20 protein-coding genes are annotated in these 22,078 nt (G+C 66.0%); 8 read left to right on the top strand and 12 right to left on the bottom strand.

Features of this window, described 5'->3' with window-relative positions; all coding sequences use genetic code 11:
• Window positions 1-1,411, top strand: a 1,411-nt coding sequence (locus KAY22_RS10970) for a DUF6537 domain-containing protein (protein WP_296623261.1), incomplete at its 5' end; no start/stop codon positions are given.
• On the opposite strand, the gene KAY22_RS10975 is transcribed toward KAY22_RS10970, so the two are convergent.
• From KAY22_RS10975 to KAY22_RS10990, 4 genes are read right to left on the bottom strand one after another with little or no spacing between them, the layout of a single operon-like run.
• Window positions 1,412-2,512 carry an LLM class flavin-dependent oxidoreductase gene (locus KAY22_RS10975; RefSeq protein ID WP_296623263.1) on the bottom strand — a complete coding sequence of 367 codons (1,101 nt, stop codon included), beginning with the start codon at window positions 2,510-2,512 and terminating at the stop codon, window positions 1,412-1,414.
• A 40-nt stretch (window positions 2,513-2,552) separates the two neighbouring features.
• Window positions 2,553-4,187 (bottom strand): AMP-binding protein, encoded by a 1,635-nt coding sequence (locus KAY22_RS10980; RefSeq protein ID WP_296623265.1) that lies wholly within the window; start codon window positions 4,185-4,187, stop codon window positions 2,553-2,555.
• 37 nt (window positions 4,188-4,224) lie between these two features.
• Window positions 4,225-4,872 (bottom strand): TetR/AcrR family transcriptional regulator, encoded by a 648-nt coding sequence (locus KAY22_RS10985; protein ID WP_296623267.1) that lies wholly within the window; start codon window positions 4,870-4,872, stop codon window positions 4,225-4,227.
• Window positions 4,869-6,047, bottom strand: coding sequence for an iron-containing alcohol dehydrogenase (locus KAY22_RS10990; protein ID WP_296623269.1), 1,179 nt, complete (start codon window positions 6,045-6,047; stop codon window positions 4,869-4,871). Before KAY22_RS10990 ends, KAY22_RS10985 begins: the two co-directional genes overlap by 4 nt.
• A 201-nt stretch (window positions 6,048-6,248) precedes the next feature.
• Here KAY22_RS10990 and KAY22_RS10995 point away from each other — a divergent pair, with 201 nt between their 5' ends.
• Window positions 6,249-7,877: a long-chain fatty acid--CoA ligase gene (locus KAY22_RS10995; protein ID WP_296623272.1), complete on the top strand. Its 1,629-nt coding sequence runs from the start codon at window positions 6,249-6,251 to the stop codon at window positions 7,875-7,877.
• On the top strand, window positions 7,874-9,007 hold the full coding sequence (locus KAY22_RS11000) for a CaiB/BaiF CoA-transferase family protein (protein WP_296623274.1): 1,134 nt from the start codon (window positions 7,874-7,876) through the stop codon (window positions 9,005-9,007). The genes KAY22_RS10995 and KAY22_RS11000 overlap by 4 nt, the downstream gene beginning before the upstream one ends.
• Before the next feature lie 33 nt (window positions 9,008-9,040).
• Here the strand turns inward: KAY22_RS11000 and KAY22_RS11005 are convergent, their stop codons facing one another.
• Window positions 9,041-9,940: an MBL fold metallo-hydrolase gene (locus tag KAY22_RS11005; RefSeq protein WP_296623277.1), complete on the bottom strand. Its 900-nt coding sequence runs from the start codon at window positions 9,938-9,940 to the stop codon at window positions 9,041-9,043.
• 60 nt (window positions 9,941-10,000) lie between these two features.
• Window positions 10,001-12,271 carry a TonB-dependent receptor gene (locus KAY22_RS11010; RefSeq protein WP_296623279.1) on the bottom strand — a complete coding sequence of 757 codons (2,271 nt, stop codon included), beginning with the start codon at window positions 12,269-12,271 and terminating at the stop codon, window positions 10,001-10,003.
• A gap of 293 nt (window positions 12,272-12,564) precedes the next feature.
• Here KAY22_RS11010 and KAY22_RS11015 point away from each other — a divergent pair, with 293 nt between their 5' ends.
• Entirely contained in the window at window positions 12,565-13,002 is a 438-nt protein-coding gene (locus KAY22_RS11015) for a thioesterase family protein (protein WP_296623282.1), read from the top strand.
• A 39-nt stretch (window positions 13,003-13,041) separates the two neighbouring features.
• On the opposite strand, the gene KAY22_RS11020 is transcribed toward KAY22_RS11015, so the two are convergent.
• A complete protein-coding gene (locus KAY22_RS11020; RefSeq protein WP_296623284.1) occupies window positions 13,042-14,784 on the bottom strand; it encodes an acyl-CoA dehydrogenase C-terminal domain-containing protein in 1,743 nt (580 codons plus the stop codon).
• An 82-nt stretch (window positions 14,785-14,866) separates the two neighbouring features.
• Window positions 14,867-15,466 carry a TetR/AcrR family transcriptional regulator gene (locus KAY22_RS11025; RefSeq protein ID WP_296623285.1) on the bottom strand — a complete coding sequence of 200 codons (600 nt, stop codon included), beginning with the start codon at window positions 15,464-15,466 and terminating at the stop codon, window positions 14,867-14,869.
• Window positions 15,467-15,665: 199 nt separating this feature from the next.
• On the opposite strand from KAY22_RS11025, the gene KAY22_RS11030 reads away from it, so the two are divergent.
• Both KAY22_RS11030 and KAY22_RS11035 read left to right on the top strand, forming a co-directional pair.
• Window positions 15,666-16,421, top strand: coding sequence for an enoyl-CoA hydratase-related protein (locus KAY22_RS11030; RefSeq protein WP_296623288.1), 756 nt, complete (start codon window positions 15,666-15,668; stop codon window positions 16,419-16,421).
• Window positions 16,422-16,882: 461 nt separating this feature from the next.
• Window positions 16,883-17,218, top strand: a complete 336-nt coding sequence (locus tag KAY22_RS11035; protein ID WP_296623290.1) for a hypothetical protein — start codon at window positions 16,883-16,885, stop codon at window positions 17,216-17,218.
• A 213-nt stretch (window positions 17,219-17,431) separates the two neighbouring features.
• Here the strand turns inward: KAY22_RS11035 and KAY22_RS11040 are convergent, their stop codons facing one another.
• Together KAY22_RS11040 and KAY22_RS11045 are read right to left on the bottom strand one after the other, a co-directional pair.
• Window positions 17,432-17,854, bottom strand: coding sequence for a hypothetical protein (locus KAY22_RS11040; protein WP_296623293.1), 423 nt, complete (start codon window positions 17,852-17,854; stop codon window positions 17,432-17,434).
• A 66-nt stretch (window positions 17,855-17,920) separates the two neighbouring features.
• On the bottom strand, window positions 17,921-18,391 hold the full coding sequence (locus tag KAY22_RS11045) for an Lrp/AsnC family transcriptional regulator (protein ID WP_296623296.1): 471 nt from the start codon (window positions 18,389-18,391) through the stop codon (window positions 17,921-17,923).
• Window positions 18,392-18,484: 93 nt separating this feature from the next.
• Between KAY22_RS11045 and phhA the strand changes: the two genes are divergently transcribed.
• On the top strand, window positions 18,485-19,357 hold the full coding sequence (phhA, locus tag KAY22_RS11050; protein WP_296623299.1) for a phenylalanine 4-monooxygenase: 873 nt from the start codon (window positions 18,485-18,487) through the stop codon (window positions 19,355-19,357).
• A gap of 12 nt (window positions 19,358-19,369) precedes the next feature.
• Here phhA and KAY22_RS11055 read toward each other — a convergent pair whose 3' ends face one another.
• Both KAY22_RS11055 and KAY22_RS11060 read right to left on the bottom strand, forming a co-directional pair.
• Window positions 19,370-20,656, bottom strand: a complete 1,287-nt coding sequence (locus KAY22_RS11055) for a nucleotide sugar dehydrogenase (RefSeq protein ID WP_296623301.1) — start codon at window positions 20,654-20,656, stop codon at window positions 19,370-19,372.
• Between the two features lie 37 nt (window positions 20,657-20,693).
• Entirely contained in the window at window positions 20,694-21,716 is a 1,023-nt protein-coding gene (locus tag KAY22_RS11060) for an SDR family oxidoreductase (protein WP_296623304.1), read from the bottom strand.
• Between the two features lie 114 nt (window positions 21,717-21,830).
• Here KAY22_RS11060 and KAY22_RS11065 point away from each other — a divergent pair.
• A partial coding sequence (locus KAY22_RS11065) for an agmatine deiminase family protein (protein ID WP_296623306.1) occupies window positions 21,831-22,078 on the top strand: 248 nt, incomplete at its 3' end.

The following is a 22,078-nucleotide window of genomic DNA, read 5'->3' on the forward strand; positions in this document are numbered from 1 at the left end:
GGTTAAAGGTGCAGGACCGCGCAAGCCGGCCGCCGTCGCGCTCCCCGAAGAGCTGTTTGCCGACATGCCCATTCCGGATGTCCGCTCGGGAACCAGCACGATGATGATCGCCGGGATTGGCGGCACCGGCGTGATCACCGTCGGCGCGGTGCTCGCTATGGCCGCGCATGTCGAAGGGCGCGCCGCGTCCGCCTTCGACATGACCGGTCTTGCCCAGAAGAACGGCGCGGTCTTCAGCCATCTGCGTTTTGCCGACGATCCTGCGCAACTGCACAGCCAGCGGCTGGGCGAGGGAGAAGCCGACCTGCTTCTCGCCTTCGATCTCGTCGCGGCGCTGTCGGCGGAAGCGGCGCGCAGCTTGAGGCAAGGCCGGACGCGTGCCCTGACCAATGCCAGCGTCGTCCCGACCGTCGCCTTCCAGTTCCAGCGCGACTTCCGTCTGGAACCCGAAATCCTGCTGGCCCGCCTGCGCAAGCAGCTCGGCGACGACGCCGTCGATCTGTTCGACGCGAACGGCACGGCGGTCGGGCTGATGGGCGACAGCATCGCCGCCAATATGATGATGGTCGGCCGCGCGGCGCAGGCCGGCCTGCTGCCCGTCGGGGTCGACGCGATCGAGGCCGCGATCCGGCTCAACGGCGTAGCGGTGCCGCTCAACCTGACAGCGTTTCGCCTGGGCCGGCTGTCGGTGCATGCGCCAGACCGGCTTCCAACGACCGCCGTCCAGGACATGGCCACGCCACCCGAGACGCTCGACGCGATCGTCGATCTCCACGCGGCCCGGCTCACCGCCTATCAGGACGATCGGCTCGCAGCGCGCTATCGCAATTACGTGACGCGGGTGGCCGCGATCGAGAGCGAGAAGACCCCCGGATCGGATCGCCTCGCCCGGATCGTCGCGCGCCAATATGGCCGCCTGCTGGCGATCAAGGACGAATATGAGGTCGCCCGTCTGCTCAGCGATCCTGCCCTTCTCGACGAGCTCCGCGAGGGTTTCGCCGATGGCGCATCGCTCAGCTTCAACCTCGCACCGCCGCTGCTCAGCCGACCCGGCCCGAACGGCCGGCCGCGCAAGCGGGAGGTTTCGGCACGCATCGCCCTCCCCTTGTTCCGCCTGCTCAAGCGTCTGCGCGGCCTGCGCGGGACCCCGCTCGACATTTTCGGCTGGACGGCAGAGCGCCGGTCGGAGCGACAGTTGGTTGCGGACTATGAAGCGCTGGTCGAGCGCGTCCTCGCGGCGCTGACCCCGACCCGGGCCGATGCCGCCGCAGAGCTGCTGTCGCTCATCGCCGACGTCCGGGGGTTCGGGCCGGTCAAGCTGGCCGCAATGGAGCGCTATGCCGAACGGCTCGCCACTGCCGAAGCGCGCTATGGCGAGGCAGCCGAGCAACCGGCGCTGGCGCCGGCCTGATCAGCCGCGCACGCCGGCTTTCCGCAAGCGTGGCAGCACGTCGCGCTCGACCCGGTGCATACCGTCGATCGCATCGACGAAGCTCATGATCACGCCATCGAGCCCGGCGCGCGACAAGGCGAGCAGCCGGTCCGCCACGCCGTCGGGCGAACCGATCAGCGGAAAGCCCGATCCGAGCACGGCGTTGCGGCGCAGGAAGGCCATCTGCTCGCTGCCCTCGGCAACATTGTTCTCGCGCGCCAGCGTGCCGACGAAACTGTCGATTGCCGCGCGGTCGGCGCAGGCCTCGGTATAATGTCTATACAATAGATCGGCATCACCGTCGCTGTCGCGCAGGATCGTCGGCGCATTGGTCCAGACCTGAATCTCCTTGCCGAACTGCTCGCGTGCCAGCGCCTTGTACTGGCCGATCTGCTCGGCCCAGGCCGCCTCGTCGGAGCCAAACAGCCCGATCAGCCCGATGTCGCTGTTGGCGGCGGCGAAGCGCATGCCGGTCGGGGAAAAGCCCGCATTCATGATCGGCACCGCGCCGCGCATCGGTTGGGGGCGTGACAGCGCCCGCTTCATCTTGAAATGCGCGCTCTCCACGTCGAACTCCGCATCGGCCGACCAGAGGCGCCGGACGATGTCGAGCCATTCGGCGAGATAGACGTAGCGATCCTCATGATCGAGCAGGTCGATCCCGAACATGTCGAACTCGCGCCGGTTCCAGCCGCCGACGACGTTCATCGCGAAGCGGCCTTGCGAGATATGGTCGACGGTCGCCGCCTGTTTGGCGACGATCAGCGGGTGGACGGTCGGCGCATGGGTCGTCGCGAACACGCCGATACGCCGCGTAGCCTGCGCGATCCCCGCCGCGAAGGTGAAGGGTTCGAACACAGCATTCGACGGATGGTCGAAGGCATCGTCGACATAGCCCTTCCAGCGCGCGATCGGGACGAACGCCTCCAGCCCGGCATCGTCTGCCATGCTGGCAAGCCTGACGCAGGCGTCCCAGTCACCGGCGAACATGTCGGGCGCCGTGGTCAGCGCCGACAGCGTGTTCATGCAGAACAAGCCCAGCTTGAGCCGGTTCGGCCCGAACAGGGGGTGGATGCTCATGATGTCGTCCTCTCCCAAAAACCGCCGGCCGTTCGCCCGATCAGCTGGTGAACACCTCGCGGCGAACACGCATCCCGGCCTTTTCGCGGTCCCAGGTGTCTGCGGTGATGCCCTCCTGCCGCAAATCCGCCTTGAGCACCTTGGCCGAGGGCGTCTTGGGCAGTTCGTCGAGGATGCGGATGTAGCGGGGCACCATGAAATAGGGCATCTTCTCGATCAGGAAGCCCGCCAGATGCTCGACGTCGATCGTGCAGCCGGGCACCGGCGCCACGATCACCATCACCTCGTCCTCGGAGAATTCGCTCGGCACCGCGATCGCCGCGCATTCGCGGACATGCGGGTGCGCGCAGACCTCCACCTCGACCTCGAAGGAGGAGATATTCTCGCCCCGGCGGCGGATCGCATCCTTCACCCGGTCGACGAAATAATAATAGCCGTCCTCGTCGCGGCGGAAGGCGTCACCGGTGTGGAACCAGCCATTGGCCCAGGCCTTGGCGGTCGCCTCCGGATTACGATTATAGCCGCTGTTCATTGCCCAGGGCCGGTCGGTGCGGACGAGCATCTCGCCGATGGCGCCCACCGGCACCTCGCAATCATTGCCGTCGACCAGCCGCACCTCGACATGCGGGCGCACCTTGCCGCAGGTGCCGCGCTTGACCGGATTGGCCTCGGACACGATCGGCGAGGAAATCTCGGTCATATTGAAGATGGTATAGATGTCGATCCCGAACCGCTCGGTGAAGGCCGGCGCGTCGTCGGTCAGCGGCACCATGAAGGCCTTGCGCACTCCATGAGTCTTGTCTTCAGGTGACGGCGGCTGCTTCATTAGGAAGGTCGCCATCACGCCCAGCAGGAAGACCATGGTCGACTGCGTCTTGCGGGCGATGTCCCAGAAGCGGTCGGTCGAGAAGGTCTCGATCACCGCAACCGAGGCACCACGCGCCAGCATCACGAAAGGCGGGCCCATGCCGCCGATGTGGAAGATCGGCGCGACGCACATATAGCGATCGTCCTCGCCCACCATCGGCCAGGATTCCGGGCCGGCGTTCGAGAACATGTGGAGATAGGAGGACAGCACCCCCTTGGACGGTCCGGTTGTGCCCGAGGTATAGATTATCGACTGGATGTCCCAAGGCTGGATCGGACGGTCGAGTTCGCCGACATCCTCGCCGTCGAGATCGTCGAACCGCGTCACCGGCAGGCCGATGTCCGGCACCGCGCCCTGCGTCGTCACGACAAGCTGGCGCAGCTCGGCACAGTCGACCTCGGACAGACGACCGACGAGGTCGGGGTGCACCACGATGAGCGACGCGCCCGAATTAGCCAGCACATGAGCGAGCAGGTTGCCGCGATAGGCGGTGTTGAAGGGCACGAACACCGCGCCGAGATAGTTGATCGCGTAGAAGGCCAGCAGCGCATCGCGGCCACTGGGCAGCCAGGCCGCGACGAAATCGCCCTGCTTCACGCCCAGCTTGCGCAATCCCGCAGCCTTGGCGCGGACCAGGCGGCGCACCTCCGCAAAGCTCCACTCCTCGCCATCCTCGAAGATGACATGGGTCTTGTCGGCGCGCTCGACCGCCCAGCGATCGACGAGATAACGCAGCACGCATTCATCCCGATTGGGGATGCGCGGATCGGTGAAATCGCGCGGGCGCGCCGGTATTGTCGTTGTCATGATACCTCCAAATCCCGATGGGCCGGAGGCAGTTGGTTCAGGCGACGGCGATAAGCCGCAGACAGGCCTCGACCGCCTGGTCGACCACCATTTCCGCCGAACGTTTGCTGCCTGGCCGATAGCAATAGGTTATCCAGCTGAGCAGGCCGCCGATCCAGACCGACATCGCGGCGGCATCCGGGACGGTCACATCGCCGTCGCGCACGCAGTCGTCGATGAGCTTCCCGATCCGCAGGTCGAACTCGTGCCGCAGGCGCAGGATGCGCTGGGCATCGGTCCGCTCGAGGTTCATCATCTCGCGCTGGTACACGACCAGATATTCGTGCCGCGCCACGATGATCTCCGCGACTTCGCGCAGAGAAGCCTTGAGCAGGTCGATCGACGTGCGTTCAGTTTCCGCCATCCGGTCCAGCGCGGCCAGCGATTCCTTCACGCCCACTTCGCAGATCGCGCTCAATATGGCGCTCTTGCCCTTGAAATAGGTGTAGAGGAACGGCTTGGTCGCGCTCAGTCGGTCCGCCAGCATTTCCAGCGTTGCCGCCTCATAGCCCTTCTCGAAGAACAGGGCGCTCGCTTCCTCGAGGATGCGGGCGCGCTTGAAGGCCACGACGCCAGGCTTGATCTCGCGCCCCGTTCCGGGGGCGGAGGCCTGTTTCTTGACAGAGGCAGCGCTGGATCTGGTCATGCCGCTTTTCTTAGGATCTCCATGATGTCCGCTGGGGACCGGACCGGCCTCGGATTGGTCCTCCCCCATATATCAAGCATGGTATATTCGGCTACCCTCTGGAACTGGTCCTCCAGAACGCCGACCTCCGAAAGGGTGCGCGGCATGCCCAGCCCCCGGATGAAGGCGTCGAGGCTCTCCGATGCGGTCGCATGGGTGTTGCCGAGGCAGGCATTGATGCGGACCTGGCGGCTCGCATCATGCTCGGCATTCCACGCCAGTACATAGGGCGACATGACGCAGGAACAGTGGCCGTGCGGCACGTTGCAGGTGCCGCCCAATATGTGCCCGATCGCGTGGCTCGCCCCCATCGGAACCCCGCCGATGATCGAGATCATCGACTGCCAGGCGCCGATCTGGCACTTGAGCCGGCCCTCGAGATCCGAAGGATCGGCCTTCACGCGCGGCAGGCCTTCCGCCAGCAGGCGCAGCGCATTGTCAGCGAGGCCATCGGCGAAATCATTCGACTGATAGGAGGCGAGCGTCTCGACCGCATGGTCGACCGAACGCACGCCGGTGGACAGCCACAGCCATTGCGGCGTGTGGACCGTGATCGCCGGATCGAGCACGACCATGATCGGGGCCATGTTGCGATGCTCATAGCCCTGCTTGTGCATGGTCACTTCGTCGGTCGCACCCGACAGCGCGTTGAACTCGCCGCCCGACAGCGTCGTGGGCACGCAGATCACGCGGATATCGGGCCCGACCGTGAGCGGGTTGATCACATTGCCCGCGTCGTCGACATAGGTCCGCAGCGGCTCGAACGCCTCGACGGTCCGCACGTCATGCTTGATCAGCAGCGCGACGATCTTGGCGGCATCGGTCGCCGAGCCGCCGCCGATCGAGACGATCAGGTCGGCGCGCGCATCGCGCGCCGCGTTGGCGGCGGCAAGCACGTCGCTGCGCGGCGCATGGGGGGCGATGCCGCTGTAGGTCGCGGCATGGCGATCGCCCAGCGCAGCCTCGATCTGCTTGATTTCGTCGGTATCGGTCCGCAATGTCGACGAAGCGAGCAGGAAGACGCGTCGCGCACCCATCACTTCCGCCTGCGCGAGAATGGCGTCGCGGGCGGGCTGCCCGAACGTCACTTTCTCGGTCGCGGTGAATCCCATCTGGCCTGCGGTGACGCTGCTCACCTGGTCCTCCTCCTCGCATCCACTCCGCCCGTTCGACCGGACAGAAAAGATAGTGCCACAAGGCGAACCTACTGTATAGTATATTTTCGGACCGTTATTCAGGGCCGACCGCCGGGCTTGCTTGACGGCCAAAATACCCATTGGTAGGCGATGGGTCATGCACGGCGGGCGACAGTAGTACGCCAGGGAGGATCGGGGGCAATGACGGAGAAGGTGACGCTGGCCGGGCTGATGCAGGATCATGCCCTGACGGTCGACCGCTTCATCGATTTCGCCGCCCGCTGGCACGGCACGACCCCCGTCATCTCGCGGACTATCACGGGCGAAACCGAGCGCTCCTGCTATGCGGACATCGCCGAGCGAGCCCGCCTGCTATCCTCGGCACTGCTGGGGCGTGGTATCGTCGAGGGCGACCGTGTCGCCACATTGGCGATGAACCATGCCCGCCATGTCGAGGCCTGGTATGGGGTCATGGGCATCGGCGCCGTCTGCCACACGGTCAATCCGCGCCTGTTCGACGAGCAGATCGTCTATATCATCAACCATGCCGGCGACCGCATCCTGCTGGCCGACGCCGCCTTCATCCCGCTGATCAACCGCGTGCTGCCGCACTGCCCATCGATCGAACTGGTGGTGCTGTTTCCCGACGGCTCGCCGGAGGACGCCCCCTTCCCCGCAATCGGCTATGAGGCGTTGCTGCACGAGGCGGCTTCGCCCGCGCATTGGGGCGGGATCGACGAGCGGGCGGCCTGCGGCCTCTGCTATACCTCGGGAACAACCGGACAGCCCAAGGGCGTGCTCTATTCGCATCGCTCCAACTATCTCCACGCACTCGCGACGCTGCAGCACGACTTCATGAATTTCTCGGCACGCGACGTCGTGCTGCCGGTGGTGCCGATGTTCCACGCCAATGCCTGGGGCATCGCCTTCTCGGCGCCGGCCTCGGGTGCGAAGCTGGTGATGCCGGGCGCGCGGCTCGACGGCGCCTCGCTCGAAAGCCTGATCCACGAGGAGGGCGTAACCTTTGCAGCCGGCGTCCCCACGGTGTGGCAAGGGCTGCTCCAGCATCTGGCCCGCAGCGGCGGCTCGCTGGGAACGCTCAAGCGCGTCCTGATCGGCGGCTCCGCCTGCCCGCCTGCTCTGTTGCAGGCGCTGGAAGACGATCATGGAGTGGAGGTCGTGCATGCCTGGGGCATGACCGAAACCTCGCCGGTCGCGACGGCCGCGAGCCCCACCGTCGCCACGGTGGCGCTGCCGGCCGAACAGCGCCGCGCGCAGTCGCTGAAGCAAGGCCGGCCGATGTTCGACGTCGACCTGTGCCTGAAGGGCGAGGATGGCGAAGTCGTCCGGCACGACGGGGTGACGCCGGGACATCTGATGGTGCGCGGCTCGACCGTCGCGGGCGCCTATTTCCGGCACGAAGCGGAGATACTGGATCCCGATGGCTGGTTCGACACGGGTGACGTGGCTACAATCGACGAACATGGCTTCGTCCGCATCACCGACCGGTCGAAGGACCTCATCAAGTCGGGCGGCGAGTGGATCTCGTCGATCGAGATCGAGAATATGGTGATGAGCCATCCCGCCGTGGCCAATGCTGCGGTCGTGGGCCAGCCGCACGAGCGCTGGGGCGAACGGCCGCTGCTGATCGTCGAGGCCCGCGAGGGAGCCACCGCCACCTCCGGAGAGTTGATCGCCCATCTCGAAGGCCGCATCGCCAAATGGTGGATGCCCGACGAGGTGCGTTTCGTGGATCGCATCCCGCTGGGCGCGACCGGCAAGATCGACAAGAAGAGGATAAGGGCCGAGATGATCGGACAGCCCGCATGACCGGACCGCTGGCGGGCATCCGCGTCGTCGAATTTGCCGGCCTCGGCCCGACCCCCTTCGTCTGCATGATGCTGGCCGACATGGGCGCCGAGGTACTGCGCATCGACCGGCGCGGGGCGCAGGCCTTTGGCGGAGGTGACGAGCGCCACAATTATCTCAACCGCAGCCGCCCCTCGATCGAGCTAGACCTGAAGTCGGCCGAGGATCTTGCACTGGCGCTGGAACTGGTCGGCAAGGCGGACGTGCTGGTCGAGGGATTCCGGCCCGGCGCCATGGAACGGCTCGACCTCGGCCCCGATCGCCTGACCAGCCTCAACGGTCGCCTGATCTATGCGCGCATGACCGGGTGGGGCCAGACCGGCCCGCTGGCGCACAAGGCGGGTCACGACATCAACTATCTGTCGCTGACCGGCGGGCTCTATCTGATGGGACCGCATGACGGTCCTCCGGTGCCGCCGATCAACCTGGCCGCCAATTTCGGCGGCGGCGGCATGATGATGCTTTCGGGGATATTGGCGGCGCTGGTCGAACGATCGACCAGCGGACGCGGCCAGGTGGTCGATGCAGCGATGCTCGACGGCGCCTCGCTGCTGCTGACGCAAATCTTCGCCTGGTCGCGCATGGGCCGCTGGCACGAAGGGCGCGGTGGCAATGTGCTCGACGGCAGCGCCTATTTCTACCGCTGCTACGAGACCGCCGATGGCGGGTTCATCGCGGTCGGGGCGCTCGAACCCCAATTCCACGCGGCCTTTGTGACCGGTCTGGGCTTCGACCCCGCCGATTTCGGCGACCATCTCGATCCCTCGCATTGGGCCGAACGCGCCGCGCGGATCGAACCCATCGTTCGTGCGCGGAGCCGCGAGCAGTGGGTGGCGCATTTCGACGGGCTCGACGCCTGCGTGACACCCGTTCTGAGCCCCGAGGAGGCACTGGAGCATCCGGCCAATGTCGAGCGGCAGGTGCACATCGCGGTGGACGGCGAGTTACAGCCGGCGCCCGCCCCGCGCCTCAGCCGCACGCCGGCGGAAATTTCCTCGGCCCCCGGCCTTCCCGGTGAAGGGGGCGAGGCTCGACTGAAAGCCTGGGGTGTGGTTCGCGCGAGCGGCGCAGGGCTCGCCCAGGCGTACTGAGCAGCGGCCGCATCAAGCGACCGCCAAAAACCGCTACAGCAGACCGGTAAGCACTGGACGAAAGCCCTTCCCGTCGCGCACGACACGCGCCGCGTGGCTGCCTGCGAAGTGCGCTGGGACCAGCAAGGCTTCCTCGCGCGCGGCTTCCTCGAGCAGGGTCCGCCGAGTCTCGCGCGCCTGATCCTGGTCCTCGCAGAAGATGCTGTTCCAGTCGGGGCGATAGATCTGCGCCGGATGGTGGACGATGTCGCCGACGAACATCGCCTTCTCCCCATCGGAAGCGAGGTGCAGCGACATGCTGCCGGGGGTGTGCCCGGGGCGGCAGCGCAGGATCATCCCGGGCAGGACCTCGAAGCCGTCGTCGGCCCATTCGGCGCGGCCCGCATCGAGGATCGGCCGCACGCTGTCCTCGAACATGTTCACATTGACCAGCGCGCCGATACCTTGCGGCCCGGCACCGTCGATCAGCGGATCCCAATAATCGCGGTCGCGGATCGGCAGGACATAGCGGGCATTGCGGAAGGTCGGCTCCCAGCGCCCGTCGACCAGCCGGGTGTTCCAGCCGACATGGTCGACATGGATGTGCGAGCAGACGACGATGTCGATATCCTCGGGCTGATAGCCGGCCCGTGCGAGGCGCCCCAGAAAGTCGGTCTGGAGATTGCCGAAAATCGGGAGATTGGGGCGATCCTTGTCGTTCCCCGCGCCGGTATCGAAGAGGATGCGGACGGTGCCGGTGTCGATCAGCCAGCTTTGCAGGCAGCCGAAGACCTTGCCGCTGGGGGCGTCGAAATAGTCGGGGGTGAACTCGGGCCGCTGCCGTTCCCAGTTCGCCTCCTCATAGCCTGCAAAAAGCTCGGACGGCGGTACGAAGGGACCAGCCCATTCCTCGATCCGGTGCACCTGGATCCTGCCGATCGCAAAGCTCTCCATCCTGCCGCCTGTTCTCTCCGGTAAGAAGAAGGGGCGGACCTTTCGATCCGCCCCCCTGGTTCAGAAGTTGAAACCGAGCGTCGCACCATAGGTGCGCGGCGGCATCAGCGATCCGACCCGCGGATAGGCATAGGTCGCCGCCGCGATGATGTTGTTGGCGATGATGAACTTGTTGGTCAGGTTCTTCACCCAGCCGGTCAGCGTCCACTGGTCGTTCGGCGAATGATAGGCGGCGCTGGCGTTGAACAGGACATAGGAGCCCTGCACGGCGTCGCGGTTGTTGAATTCGCTGAAGAACACCTTCGACTGGTACTTCATGTCGCCACCGAGGCTGACCTTGGCCTCGCCCATCGGGATGTCCCAGTTGAACCCGCCGCCGAACGAATAGCGCGGTGCGTTGGGGAGACGGTTTCCGCTGAGGTCGACCAGACCGGCCTGGCCGGGGCACGGCGCATAGGAGACGCCCGGACGCGCCGGGAAGGCCGCGCCATAATAAGCGTTGCAGAACTTGGTGAACTTGGCGTTGAGGTACGACGCGTTGGCGTTCACCGAGAATTGCGGCGTGACCTTCGCTTCCAGCTCGAGCTCGCCGCCATAGTTGCGCGCGGTCGCGGCGTTGATCGTCTGGACGATGCTGTTCGCGTTGACGAAGCTGACCTGCAGGTTGCTGTAATCATAATAGAAGATCGCACCGCTCAGCATGACGCGGTTGCCCGCAAAGCGCTGCTTGAAGCCGCCTTCATAGCTCCACACCGTTTCCGGGTTGATCGCCGGGTCGGCGCTGCCGACGTTGATCACGCCCGACTTGAAGCCCTTGGTCACGCTCGCATAGAGCATCGTCGTGTCGGTCGGGCGATATTCCAGCAGCAGCTTCGGCGTGAGCGCGGACCAGCCCTTGGTTTCGTCGGTCGGGATGTTGATGCCGATCGCGTCGAAGCGGAAGAAGCCGTCACCCTTGCGCCGCTCATAATTGTAGCGCGCACCGGCGGTCAGCTTCAGGGTCGAGCTCAGATCGACCGCACCCTGGAGATAGACGCCGACCGCGTCGATCTTGACGACGCCGTTCTGTTCATAGGCGCCATTGTCGAAGGTGTTGGCCGGCAGACCGAACAGGACGCCGAGATTGGTGGTCGGCACCAGCACCGAGCCGGTCAGCTTCTCGTGCAGATACATGGCGCCGCCGAGCAGGGTGAAGCCATTGCCCTGATAGTTGACCGTGAATTCCTGGCTGAACGCACGGCTCTTCTCGACATAATCGTTGCGACCGGCGAGGTTGACCTGCGAACTGTCGAGATCGTCGCGCTGGAAGCGGTCGAAGCTACGATAGGCTGTCGTCGACTTGATCGTGGCGGCGCCCAGATCCCAGTCGAGCAGGCCGGTGAAGCCATAACCGTCGCGCTTGTTGATCGCTTCCTGATCGGAATAGATGTTGCGCAGGTTCACCTTCTCGCCGCGACCCTGATAATATTCGATGATCGTCTGACCACCGATCAGCTTGTGCGGCAGGCCTGCCTCCGGGACGACCGAGGGGCCGAAATAGTGGAAGGCGTAGTTGTTGTCGTCTTCCTTGAAATGGTCGACAATGACCGTGCCGGTGACCGTCTCCGAGAATTTCGCGACGACCGTACCGCGCAGCGAATAGGCGTCGCGATCGTCGACATCGGCACCGGTGAAGACATTCTTGCCGTAACCGTCGCGCTTTTCATATTTGCCGGCGACGCGGACGAGCAGCTTGTCGCCCGACAGGCCGCCGCCGACCGCGCCTTCGAGGATTTTGGCGTTGTAATTGCCGTAGGTCGCGCGGACATAGCCTTCCAGCTCCTCCTTCGGGCGCGCGGTCACCATGTTGATCGCACCAGCGGTCGCGCCACGACCGTAGAGGATCGACTGCGGGCCGCGCAGCACCTCGATCTGCTCGAGATCGAAGAAGCCGCTGAGCTGCTGCGCCGGACGGGGCAGGATCGCGCCATTCTGGAGGAAGGCAACAGCACCTTCGCCGCCGACGTCGAAATTGTTGAGGCCGACGCCGCGGATGAAGGTCCGATTCACGCCGAACTGGTCACCGATCGAGACGTTGGGGACGACGACCTGAAGATCGCCGATATTCTGCACGCCACCCGGCGCGATGTCGGCGGCGCGGACCGCGCTGACGGCGGCGGCCACGCGGCTGAGCGCGGTGTTCTGACGCGTCGCGGTGACGATGATCTCGGCGGTGTCCGCCACGCCGTCCTCGGCTGGCGCCTTGGCGGCGGACTGGGCGCTGACGATCGCAGGCCACATGACCAGCATGGCCAGCGACGCATTGCGGACGGTACGAAGATGGATTTTCATCTGGCCTCCCCTAATCGGATGAACCGCTGCCTTACTCTTCAGCGCTGATTCATACTGACGGGTATATATTCCTTTCACTTGGTACTCAAGCGCTTTCGCAGCGGTTGTGGGGCAGGATTTCCGCCGCTGGGATCGGGGGCATCTTCCGCTTCTCATCGCCCTTGATGCCCGCCGACGCTGCTCTATGAGCGTGGAGATCATGGAGCCGAAGCGATGATCCTGTCCATCAACGCGGCCCCAATCGAGACGATGGACAGGCCTTCCTTCCCGCCGCATCCACCGAGGACGACTGAATGGACCGCACCCCGCTCTCGCCCCGCCCCACCTATCGCCACTGGACGCGCATCCAGACGCTGTGGGCGGACAATGACGTCTATGGTCATGTCAACAATGCGGTCCATTACCGCTGGTTCGACACGGCGGTGAACGCCTGGCTGATCGAGCGCGGGCTGCTCGACATCGAGAAGGGCAATCCGATCGGCCTCGTGGTCGAGACGGCCTGTCGCTATGCGGCGTCGCTCGCCTATCCCGAGGTCGTCGAGATCGGGCTGGCGGTAGAGAAGATCGGGACGTCGAGCGTCACCTACCGGCTCGGGGCCTTCGGGGCCGGAAAGGACGAAGCGGCCGCGCAGGGCCGCTTCACCCATGTCTATGTCGATCGCGCCTCGCGCCGACCGGTGCCGCTGCCCGAAGACTGGCGCGCGGCGTTCGGGGAGTTGCTGCTCGACTGAGCGAGTGGGGCCGACGCCACATAGCGCCGGCCCGGCCCGTCAGAGCATTTCGGCGGGAATATCCAGGATCGGATCGGCGCCCTCGCGAATCGCGGCGGCAAGGCCCAGCGCCTGCGGCAGGACGCGGCGGACATAATAAGCGCCGACGCCGCGCTTGGCGGCATGGAGCGGCTCGTCGCCGCGCGCGGCATCGACCATGCGGACCCACATCCAGCCCATCGAGACGAGCGCGAACAGCCGCAGATAATCGACCGCCGCAGCACCCGCCACGTCGACCGATGCGCCGCGCACCGACGCGGTGATCGCGCGCAGCTCGGTCAGCGCCTCGGCCACGCGCGACGCCATGGCCCGCGCCTCGGCCGTCTCGACGCCGGCCAGCTCGGCCCCGATCAGGTCGAAATAGCCGTCGACCACCGCACCGCCGGCCAGGGTCAGCTTGCGGCCGATCAGGTCCATCGCCTGCACCCCGTTGGTGCCCTCGTAGATCTGGGCGATGCGGGCGTCGCGGACGAACTGCTCCATGCCCCATTCGCGGATATAGCCATGGCCGCCGAACACCTGCTGCGCCTGCACCGCGGCCTCGAAGCCGATATCGGTGAAGGCCGCCTTCACGACCGGGGTGAGCAGCGCGACCAGCGCATCGGCCTTGGCGCGCTCGCCGCTGTCGGGGTGCGAGGCGGCGCGGTCGAGCTGGAGCGCGGTCCAGCCGGCCAGCGCGCGGCCCGCCTCGACGAAGGAGCGGACGTTGAGCAGCATGCGGCGCACATCGGCATGTTCGACGATCGCGACGGGATTGCGGGCGCCATCGGCGCTGCGCCCCTGCAGACGATCGCGCGCATAGGCCACCGCCTGCTGATAGGCGCCGCCGGCGATGCCGAGGCCCTGGATGCCGACCATCAGCCGCTCGGCGTTCATCATGGTGAACATCGCGGCCAGACCGCGATGCGGCTCGCCCACCAGCCAGCCGGTGGCGCCGTCATAGTTCATCACGCAGGTCGGCTGGGCGTGGATGCCCATCTTCTTCTCGAGAGCGCCGACCGACATGGCGTTGCGGACGGTGAAATTGCCCTCGGCGTCGGGCAGGAACTTCGGCACGAGGAACAGGCTGATCCCCTTCACGCCGGCCGGGGCATCGGGCAGCCGCGCCAGCACGAGGTGGACGATGTTGCCGCCGAAATCATGGTCGCCCGAGGAGATGAAGATCTTGGTCCCCTGCACCGCATAGCTGTCGTCGCCATTGGGCGTCGCGCGCGTCTTGAGCAGGGCGAGGTCGGTGCCGGCACCGCTCTCGGTCAGCGCCATCGCGCCGGTCCATTCGCCGGTGACGAGCGGCGCCAGATAGCGCGCCTTGAGCTCCTCGCTGGCATGGGCCGCGATCGCCTCGCAGGCGCCGCGCGTCAGGCCGGGGAACAGGCCGAAGGACAGATTGGTGGCCGAGATCATCTCGTCGAGCCACAGCTGCAGCACGAAGGGCAGGCCCTGCCCGCCATGCGCCGGATCGCCCGACAACGACGCCCAGCCGGCCGTGACGAACTCGCGATAGGCCTCGGCATAGCCCTCGGGCGTGTGGACGACGCCGTCGATCAGGCGGCTGCCCTGCTCGTCGCCTTCGCGGTTGAGCGGCTGGAGCCGTTCGGCGCACATCTTGCCGGCCTCGTCGAGCACGGCGACGGCCAGGTCGGCATCGACCTCCTTGCCCATCTCGCCCATGGCGCGGTCGAAGCCGAGCACCTCGGTCAGCAGGAACTTATAGTCGTCGATCGGCGGAATATAGGTCTGCATCGGACATCCTCTGAATCAGTTGGCAGCCTTATACCAAACATCTGTTACAGTCGCAATCGGCCCGCCCTGCCCCTTGGGTCACTCACCCATCCCGGGCCGCTTCGCTCGCATCGTGGCGGAACAGCAGCGCCACCTGACGCGCGATGTCGCGGGGAGTCAGCCGGCCCGGCCGGTACCAGTCCGCCGCCGAATTGAGCTGGACCAGCAGCATGTTGCGATAGACCGAACGGTCGATGTCGGCAGGCAGCGGCAACCGCTCGATCAGGTCGCGGAACAGCGTCTCGAACCGGTCGCGCCGCTCGATCAGCGCGTCGCGCACCTCGGCCGGCACCTCGCGAAAATCGTTCATCATCGGCATGGTCAGCGAATTGGGATCGAGCTGCAGGTCGAGCAGCGCCCCGCAGCCCGCCTCCAGCTGCGCCCAGGGATTGACATGCAGCGCCATCTCGCCCGCGATCTTCGCCTCGGCCGCATCGAGCGCGGCATTGTGCAGCTCGACGAACAGCGCGTCCTTCGACTTGATATGGTGATAGAGCGAGCCGCCCAGCACTCCCGCCTGCTCGCCGATGTCGCGCATCGACGTACCGCGATAGCCCTTGCGCGCGAACAGCTGCGCCGCGATCTCCAAAATCTGCCGCCGCCGGTCGCTGCCCTTGTCGTCCTGTCGCGTGTCCGACGCCATTGCTGCCCCGCCTGATGAACCTGCGCAGGCTTATAGCCGCCTTCCTGCCCGCGCCAAGCCGGACTGCGCCAGGCCGGACTGTGCCAGGCCGCACCGCGCCCTGCCCGCCGACCGCGCGGGGGCTCGACGCCGGCCCGGCTTTCGACGACAGCAGGCGGACCCTGTCATCAACATGCCCCCGTCATCGAGCGAGTCCTTCATGAGCGAACATATCCGCACCGACCGAGCCGACCGCGTCCTCGTCCTCAGCTTCGCGCGGCCCGACAAGAAGAACGCCATCACCCTGGAGATGTACGACGCGCTGACCGCGCATCTGGCCGAGGCCGCGCGCGACGAGACGATCGGCGCCGTCCTGTTCCGCGGCGACGGCACGATGTTCAGCGCCGGAAACGACCTGCTCGACTTCGCCACCGTCGCCGGCGCGGGCAAGGTACCGAAAAACGCCCCCCGCTTCATCGACGCCATCGCCGCCTTCCCCAAGCCAGTGATCGCCGCCGTCCAGGGCCGCGCCGTGGGCATCGGCACGACGATGCTGCTCCACTGCGACCATGTGCTGCTGGCCGGAGACGCCCTCCTCACCGCCCCCTTCGTCGGGCTGGGCCTGGTGCCCGAGGCCGGCTCCAGCCTCCTCCTCACCGCCCGCCTCGGCCACGCCCGCGCGATGGCGATGTTCGCTTTGGGCGAAGCGATCGACGCACAGACGGCGCTGGCAGCGGGCATCGCCAACCGCCTCGTCCCGGCCGGTGCGCTGGACGCCGAGGCGCTGGCGGCGGCGCAGGCCTTCGCGGCCTTGCCGGCCCAGGCCTTCGCCGAAACCAAGCGCCTGACGCGCGACGGCGCCGCGTTGGCGAGCCGGATCGCGGAGGAGAATGCAGCCTTCGGCGAACGGCTCCGGTCGGCCGAGACGGCGAAGATCGTGGCGGCACGGATGGGGGCGATTGGGGCGAAGGGGTGATGGGTCGGTCGGTAGGCCAACCGTCATCCGATTGCCCACCGCTGCTGGCGTGATAAAAGTCGCTATGGTGAGCCCTGACTTTCAATGCTGCTATTGCGATCAAGGCATTGCCGCGACCGACAGAGGCGCGATCCGTATCGTTATCGCTGGCTTATGGTCCGGGTCTGACGGAGCGGCGCAGGATGTGTTCGCCCACGCGCATTGTGCGGCCGAAAAGTTCGGCAGCGCGCTCAGTATGTCAGTTCCGTTCGATATCGAGGCTTTCGCCTCTGATTGAAAGGCCGCTTTCAACCGGCGCTATCTGTGTGTTGCGAAGATCGATAAACGAAGCAAGCCCGGCTGTCAGTCTGCCCTCCGCCACATCAGCGATACCGCGTGCGTATTGGATGCACTGTCACCGCAACCGCCCACGTCAATCAGGTTCGGTTGCCGGTAGCCCTATCCGCTGCCAAAACGCCCTTATGAAGAACATCCAGATCATTGACGGCGCGGTGAACGCTACTTTCAGCGTGTTCCAGGCGACTGCGGAAGAGTTCGAAGCGATCTTCCCGGATGGGCGAGACATGGAACTGGTCGAAGATTTGATCGACCGGCTTGGCAAAGACGCTGCCGGAGCGGTGTTGGCGCCGCTCTGGGACCGCCCGATCCTCAAGCGCGATGCGATCGGCATTCACGGCACCCTGTTCTACGACAATGAGGATCGGCGAGCCCACATCCCACCGTCAAAGCGCGAAGTCGATTGGGATAGCGGCTCGGTCAACCAAGCGCAGCGAGACCTGTTCGCCAAGCATCGCTAATTTGTCCACGCCGCCTAGTCGTCACAAACATTAGACCGGAACGAACAAGGGGATTACGGTGACAGGGGATTACGGTTACAGTCCATTTTAGGAGAGGGGAGCCTTAGCGGACCATGCTCCGGCATCGAATTCGCGGCTAGAATGCCTATCATATATAATGGCATCCGACGTTGAGCGGTCAGCGAATGCGTCTCGTCCAACAGTAATGCGCGACTAGCCAAACGCCGCCGTGCCGAATTGCCGACGATAGAATGACCACCAAGCCAGCCCGGTAGCCAGTCCATATATGCTGCCGATGTCCACCACGCTGTCCGCCGCGATATTGTAGCTTCCCATAAGCCAAAGCATCAGCTTGCCTGACAACCCGCCCCACAAGGCAGCTATCGCCCCCACCCACCATTCATCAGATTTTGATTTCAACAGGGCGGTCGCCGGAAGCCCAAAGACCGCCAACCCCAGCGCCACAAAAGGTAGGGCGAATAGGCTGTAGGCGACGATGATGACGGGAAGGGCCCACAGTTCCGATAGCGAACTTCGGTCGACGGCTGGGAGTGTCAGCAACGCGGTGCCTACTAAGGCGCCTGTCAGGACGCTCAGCCCGAAAGCCCGTCCTATATGGCGCTGCTGAGAATACATTGCGGGAGAGCTTTCATGGCCACGGGTGGGAGTCAAGGCGGGCTTCGTCCAGCCGAAGCCCCCCCCTCACACCGGCAACGCCGTCACATGCTTCGTCAGCGACAGTGCGAAATGCGAGGAGGCCGTCGCCACCGACGGATGGTTGAGCAGCGTCCGCATCAGGAAGGCCTCATAATCCGCCACGTCGCGCGCCACGACGCGGAGGAGGTAGTCCCATTCGCCGGACATGGAGAAGCATTCCAGTATCTCGGGCCGCGAGCGGACGAAGCTTTCGAAGTTTGCGCGATCTTCGGCGCTGTGGCTGCGGACGCGGATGTTGCAGATCACGTTGACGCCATAGCCCAGCCGCGCCGCGTCGACGGTGCGGATCGCGCCCCTCAGAAGCCCCGCGCTCTCCATCGCGCGGATGCGGCGCCAGACGGAGGCGGAGGAGCTGCCGACGCGCTGCGCCAGATCGGCGTGGCTGATCGCGGCGTCGGCCTGGAGCTCGGCCAGGATGCGGCGGTCGATCGCGTCGATCTGAACGGTTTCACTCATCTTTGGCCTCATGGCGATATGAGGTTTCACCAGATCGCCGATCCTCGATTATTTTGAAAGGCATTTTCGCCAATCCTCTGTAATGATCGCATCATGACGACCACCGCCTCCACGCCGCCCGAAGGGGCCGCCGCCGACTGGACGATCCCGCAGGGCTGGGCGCGCTACACGCCGGCCGAACATGCGATGTGGGACAGGCTGTTCGCACGGCAGGCGAAGCTGTTGCAGGGGCGCGCAGCGCCGGAGTTTCTGGCGGGGCTCGACGTGCTGCGGATGGAGCGGCCAGGCATCCCCGATTTCGAGGAGCTGTCGGAGCGGCTGATGAAGCTGACCGGCTGGCAGGTGCTGGCGGTCCCCGGCCTCGTGCCCGACGACATCTTCTTCGACCATCTGGCGAACCGCCGCTTCGTGGCGGGTAATTTCATCCGCACGCCCGAACAACTCGACTATCTGCAGGAACCCGACGTGTTCCACGACGTGTTCGGCCATGTCCCGCTGCTCGCCGATCCGGTGTTCGCCGATTATATGCAGGCCTATGGCCAAGGCGGGCAACGCGCCGGGGCGCTGGGCGCGATCGGGCGGTTGTCGCGGCTCTACTGGTACACGGTCGAATTCGGGCTGGTGCGGCAGGCGGACGGCCTGCGCATCTATGGCGCGGGGATCGTCTCCTCGCACGCCGAGTCCCTCTTCGCGCTCGACGATGCCTCGCCCAACCGGATCGGCTTCGACCTGCGCCGGGTGATGCGGACCGAGTACCGGATCGACGATTATCAGCAGAATTATTTCGTGATCGACAGCTTCGAGGATCTGCTGCGCCAGACGCTGGAGACCGATTTCGGCCCGGTCTATGCGCAGCTGGCGCAGGAGAGCGACATCCCGATCGCGGCGATCCTGCCCGGCGACGAGGTGATCACGCGCGGCACGCAGGCGCATGCCCTTGCCGCGAGCGGGGCTCCGGCCGCATGAGAGGCGCCGGTCTTACAGCGTCCAGCGGCGGACGCTCTCCGGGGTCGCGACGTCGCGCCACATGCCCTTGAGATCGGCGAGCAGGCCATCGGGCTTGAGCAGCGCGGCCAGCCGGTCGGCGGGCATCGCGGCATAGTCGCTGTGCGACACCGCGCCGATCACCACGTCATAGCTGCCCGAAAGCGCGTCGCCGGCCAGCTCGACCCCATATTCGTGCCGCGCCTCGGCCGCGTCGGCGAGCGGGTCGTGGATCACCACCTCGTGCCGCAGCCATTCGAGCCGGCGGACGACGTCGATCACGCGCGAATTGCGCAGGTCGGGGACATTTTCCTTGAAGGTGAGGCCCAGGACGAGGACGCGCGCGCCGCTGGCGATGCGCTCGTGGATCTGGTCGGCGATCCAGGCGCCCATGCCGTCGTTGATGCCGCGCCCGGCCAGGATCACGCGCGGATAATGGCCGAGCTGCTGGGCGAGATGGCTGAGATAATAGGGATCGACACCGATGCAGTGGCCGCCGACCAGACCCGGCACGAAGCGCAGGAAGTTCCACTTGGTCCCCGCCGCTGCCAGCACGTCCCACACCGAAATGCCGACCTTGCCGAAAATCTGGGTGATCTCGTTGATGAAGGCGATGTTGATGTCGCGCTGGGCGTTTTCGATCACCTTCGCGGCCTCAGCGACCTTGATCGACGCTGCGCGGAAGGTGCCGCCGGTGGTGACCGCGCCATAGACTTCGCACAGCCGGTCGAGCACCTGCGGGTTCTCGCCCGCGACCACCTTGGTGATGCGGTCGACCGTATGCTCGCGGTCGCCGGGATTGATCCGCTCGGGGCTGTAGCCGAGGAAGAAGTCGGTGCCGCGCTTCAGGCCCGACAGGCGCTCGATCTCGGGCCCGCAAATATCCTCGGTGACGCCGGGATAGACCGTGCTCTCATAGACGACGATCGTGCCGCGGCCCGGCTTCAATATGCCCGCCAGCGCGCGCGTCGCCGACATGACGGGGCCCAGATCGGGGTCGTTCGCCTGATCGACCGGCGTCGGCACGGTGACGATGATGACGTCGGCATCGGCGCCGGCGGCGATGTCGGTGGCGTATTCGAGGGTGGACGCGCCCAGCGCCGGCCCGTCGATCTCGTTGGTGCGGTCATGACCGGCGCGCAGCTCGGCGACGCGGCCCTGGTCGATGTCGATGCCCACGGTCGGGAAATGCCGCGCGAGCGCCACCGCCAGCGGCAAGCCCACATAGCCCAGACCGACGACCGCGATCCGGCTTCCATCCACCCGCTTATCGATGCTCACGAACGACGCCCCCAACTTACCCCGAAACCGAACGGCTCTATTGGCCCACCTTGGCGTTCCCGCAATACCAAGGCAATGCCTCGCGCAGCCCTTCGCCCAGGCTGTGCGTCGGCGCATAGCCGATCGCGGCCTGCGCGGCGCCGATGTCGGCGAGCGAATGGCGTACGTCGCCCGCGCGGAAATCGGCAGGGGTCGCGGCGCGCTCATAGGCATGGCCGAGCGGGCCCAGCCCGTCGCGCAGCAGGCCGAACAGCTGGTTGAGCGTGGTCCGCTCGCCATAAGCGACGTTCAGGAAGCGCGCCTCGCCCGGCGGGGGCGATAGGGCCGCGCGCAGATTGGCCTGCACCGCATTGGCGACATAGCAGAAGTCCCGGCTCGTCTCGCCGTCGCCGTTGATCACGACCTCATCGCCCGCGATCATCGCGGCGGTCCAGCGCGGGATCACCGCCGCATAGGCGCCTTCCGGGTCCTGCCGGGGGCCGAAGACGTTGAAATAGCGCAGGCCCGTCGAGGCGAAGCCGTAGCTGCGCGCATAGATGCCGGCGACCAGCTCATTGTGCAGCTTCGACAGCGCATAGGGGGACAGCACCCGCCCCAGCCGCGCCTCGACCTTGGGCAGGGTCGGCTCGTCGCCATAGACCGAGCTCGACGAGGCGAAGACGAAGCTGCCGACGCCGGCCAGACGCGCCGCATCGATCATGTTGGCGAAGCCGGTGGCGTTGACGTCGTGCGTCGTCAGCGGATCGGCGATCGAGCGCGGCACCGATCCGAGCGCCGCCTGGTGCAGCACATGGTCGATGCCCTCGACGACGGCGGCGCAGGTCGGGCGGTCGCGAATGTCGCCCTCGATGAAGGAGAAGTTCGCCCAGGCCGCCTCGCCGACCCGCGCACGGATGTCGTCGAGATTGTGGCGGTGCCCGGTGGCGAAATTGTCGAGGCCGCGCACATGGTGGCCTGCGCGCAGCAGCGTTTCGACCAGATGCGACCCGATGAAGCCCGCAGCCCCCGTGACCAGCCAGTGCGCGCGGCGTTGCGAAAGCAGCGTGTCGAGATCGTTCATCCCCGCTGCCTAGCCCAGAAATGCGTGGTCGGGAATCGGCTATCGCCGTGCCCTGCCCTCCCATCGGCGATTCCCCACTTTGAACCGTCACGCCGCATCGCTATCTGCGCGGGCATGAGCAACTATCGCCAGCCCGCCGAATGGGCGCCGCACGATGCCGTCTGGATCGGCTTTCCCAGTCATCCCGAATTGTGGGAGGACGATCTCGAACCCGCGCAGGACGAAGTCGTCGCCTTCGCGCGCGCCGTCCACGCCGATGGCAAGGGCGAGCGCGTCATCCTCGTCGCCGCCGACGAGGCATCGGCCGAGCGCGCCCGCGAACTGGCCGGCGACGCCGCAGAGGTCATTGTCGAGGCGTTCGG

The organism is Rhizorhabdus sp., assembly GCF_018006725.1.
In the GTDB taxonomy this organism is placed as follows: domain Bacteria; phylum Pseudomonadota; class Alphaproteobacteria; order Sphingomonadales; family Sphingomonadaceae; genus Rhizorhabdus.

Excerpts from the sequence above, each read along its gene's own strand:
- KAY22_RS10995 (WP_296623272.1), top strand. The coding sequence starts at position 6,249 with ATGACGGAGAAGGTGACGCTGGCCGGGCTGATGCAGGATCATGCCCTG.
- KAY22_RS11000 (WP_296623274.1), top strand. The coding sequence starts at position 7,874 with ATGACCGGACCGCTGGCGGGCATCCGCGTCGTCGAATTTGCCGGCCTC.
- KAY22_RS11020 (WP_296623284.1), bottom strand. The coding sequence starts at position 14,784 with ATGCAGACCTATATTCCGCCGATCGACGACTATAAGTTCCTGCTGACC.
- KAY22_RS11060 (WP_296623304.1), bottom strand. The coding sequence starts at position 21,716 with ATGAACGATCTCGACACGCTGCTTTCGCAACGCCGCGCGCACTGGCTG.
- KAY22_RS11005 (WP_296623277.1), bottom strand. The coding sequence starts at position 9,940 with ATGGAGAGCTTTGCGATCGGCAGGATCCAGGTGCACCGGATCGAGGAA.
- KAY22_RS11025 (WP_296623285.1), bottom strand. The coding sequence starts at position 15,466 with ATGGCGTCGGACACGCGACAGGACGACAAGGGCAGCGACCGGCGGCGG.
- KAY22_RS11045 (WP_296623296.1), bottom strand. The coding sequence starts at position 18,391 with ATGAGTGAAACCGTTCAGATCGACGCGATCGACCGCCGCATCCTGGCC.
- KAY22_RS10985 (WP_296623267.1), bottom strand. The coding sequence starts at position 4,872 with ATGACCAGATCCAGCGCTGCCTCTGTCAAGAAACAGGCCTCCGCCCCC.
- KAY22_RS11030 (WP_296623288.1), top strand. The coding sequence starts at position 15,666 with ATGAGCGAACATATCCGCACCGACCGAGCCGACCGCGTCCTCGTCCTC.
- KAY22_RS11035 (WP_296623290.1), top strand. The coding sequence starts at position 16,883 with ATGAAGAACATCCAGATCATTGACGGCGCGGTGAACGCTACTTTCAGC.
- KAY22_RS11015 (WP_296623282.1), top strand. The coding sequence starts at position 12,565 with ATGGACCGCACCCCGCTCTCGCCCCGCCCCACCTATCGCCACTGGACG.
- KAY22_RS10975 (WP_296623263.1), bottom strand. The coding sequence starts at position 2,512 with ATGAGCATCCACCCCCTGTTCGGGCCGAACCGGCTCAAGCTGGGCTTG.
- KAY22_RS11010 (WP_296623279.1), bottom strand. The coding sequence starts at position 12,271 with ATGAAAATCCATCTTCGTACCGTCCGCAATGCGTCGCTGGCCATGCTG.
- phhA (WP_296623299.1), top strand. The coding sequence starts at position 18,485 with ATGACGACCACCGCCTCCACGCCGCCCGAAGGGGCCGCCGCCGACTGG.
- KAY22_RS10980 (WP_296623265.1), bottom strand. The coding sequence starts at position 4,187 with ATGACAACGACAATACCGGCGCGCCCGCGCGATTTCACCGATCCGCGC.
- KAY22_RS11040 (WP_296623293.1), bottom strand. The coding sequence starts at position 17,854 with ATGTATTCTCAGCAGCGCCATATAGGACGGGCTTTCGGGCTGAGCGTC.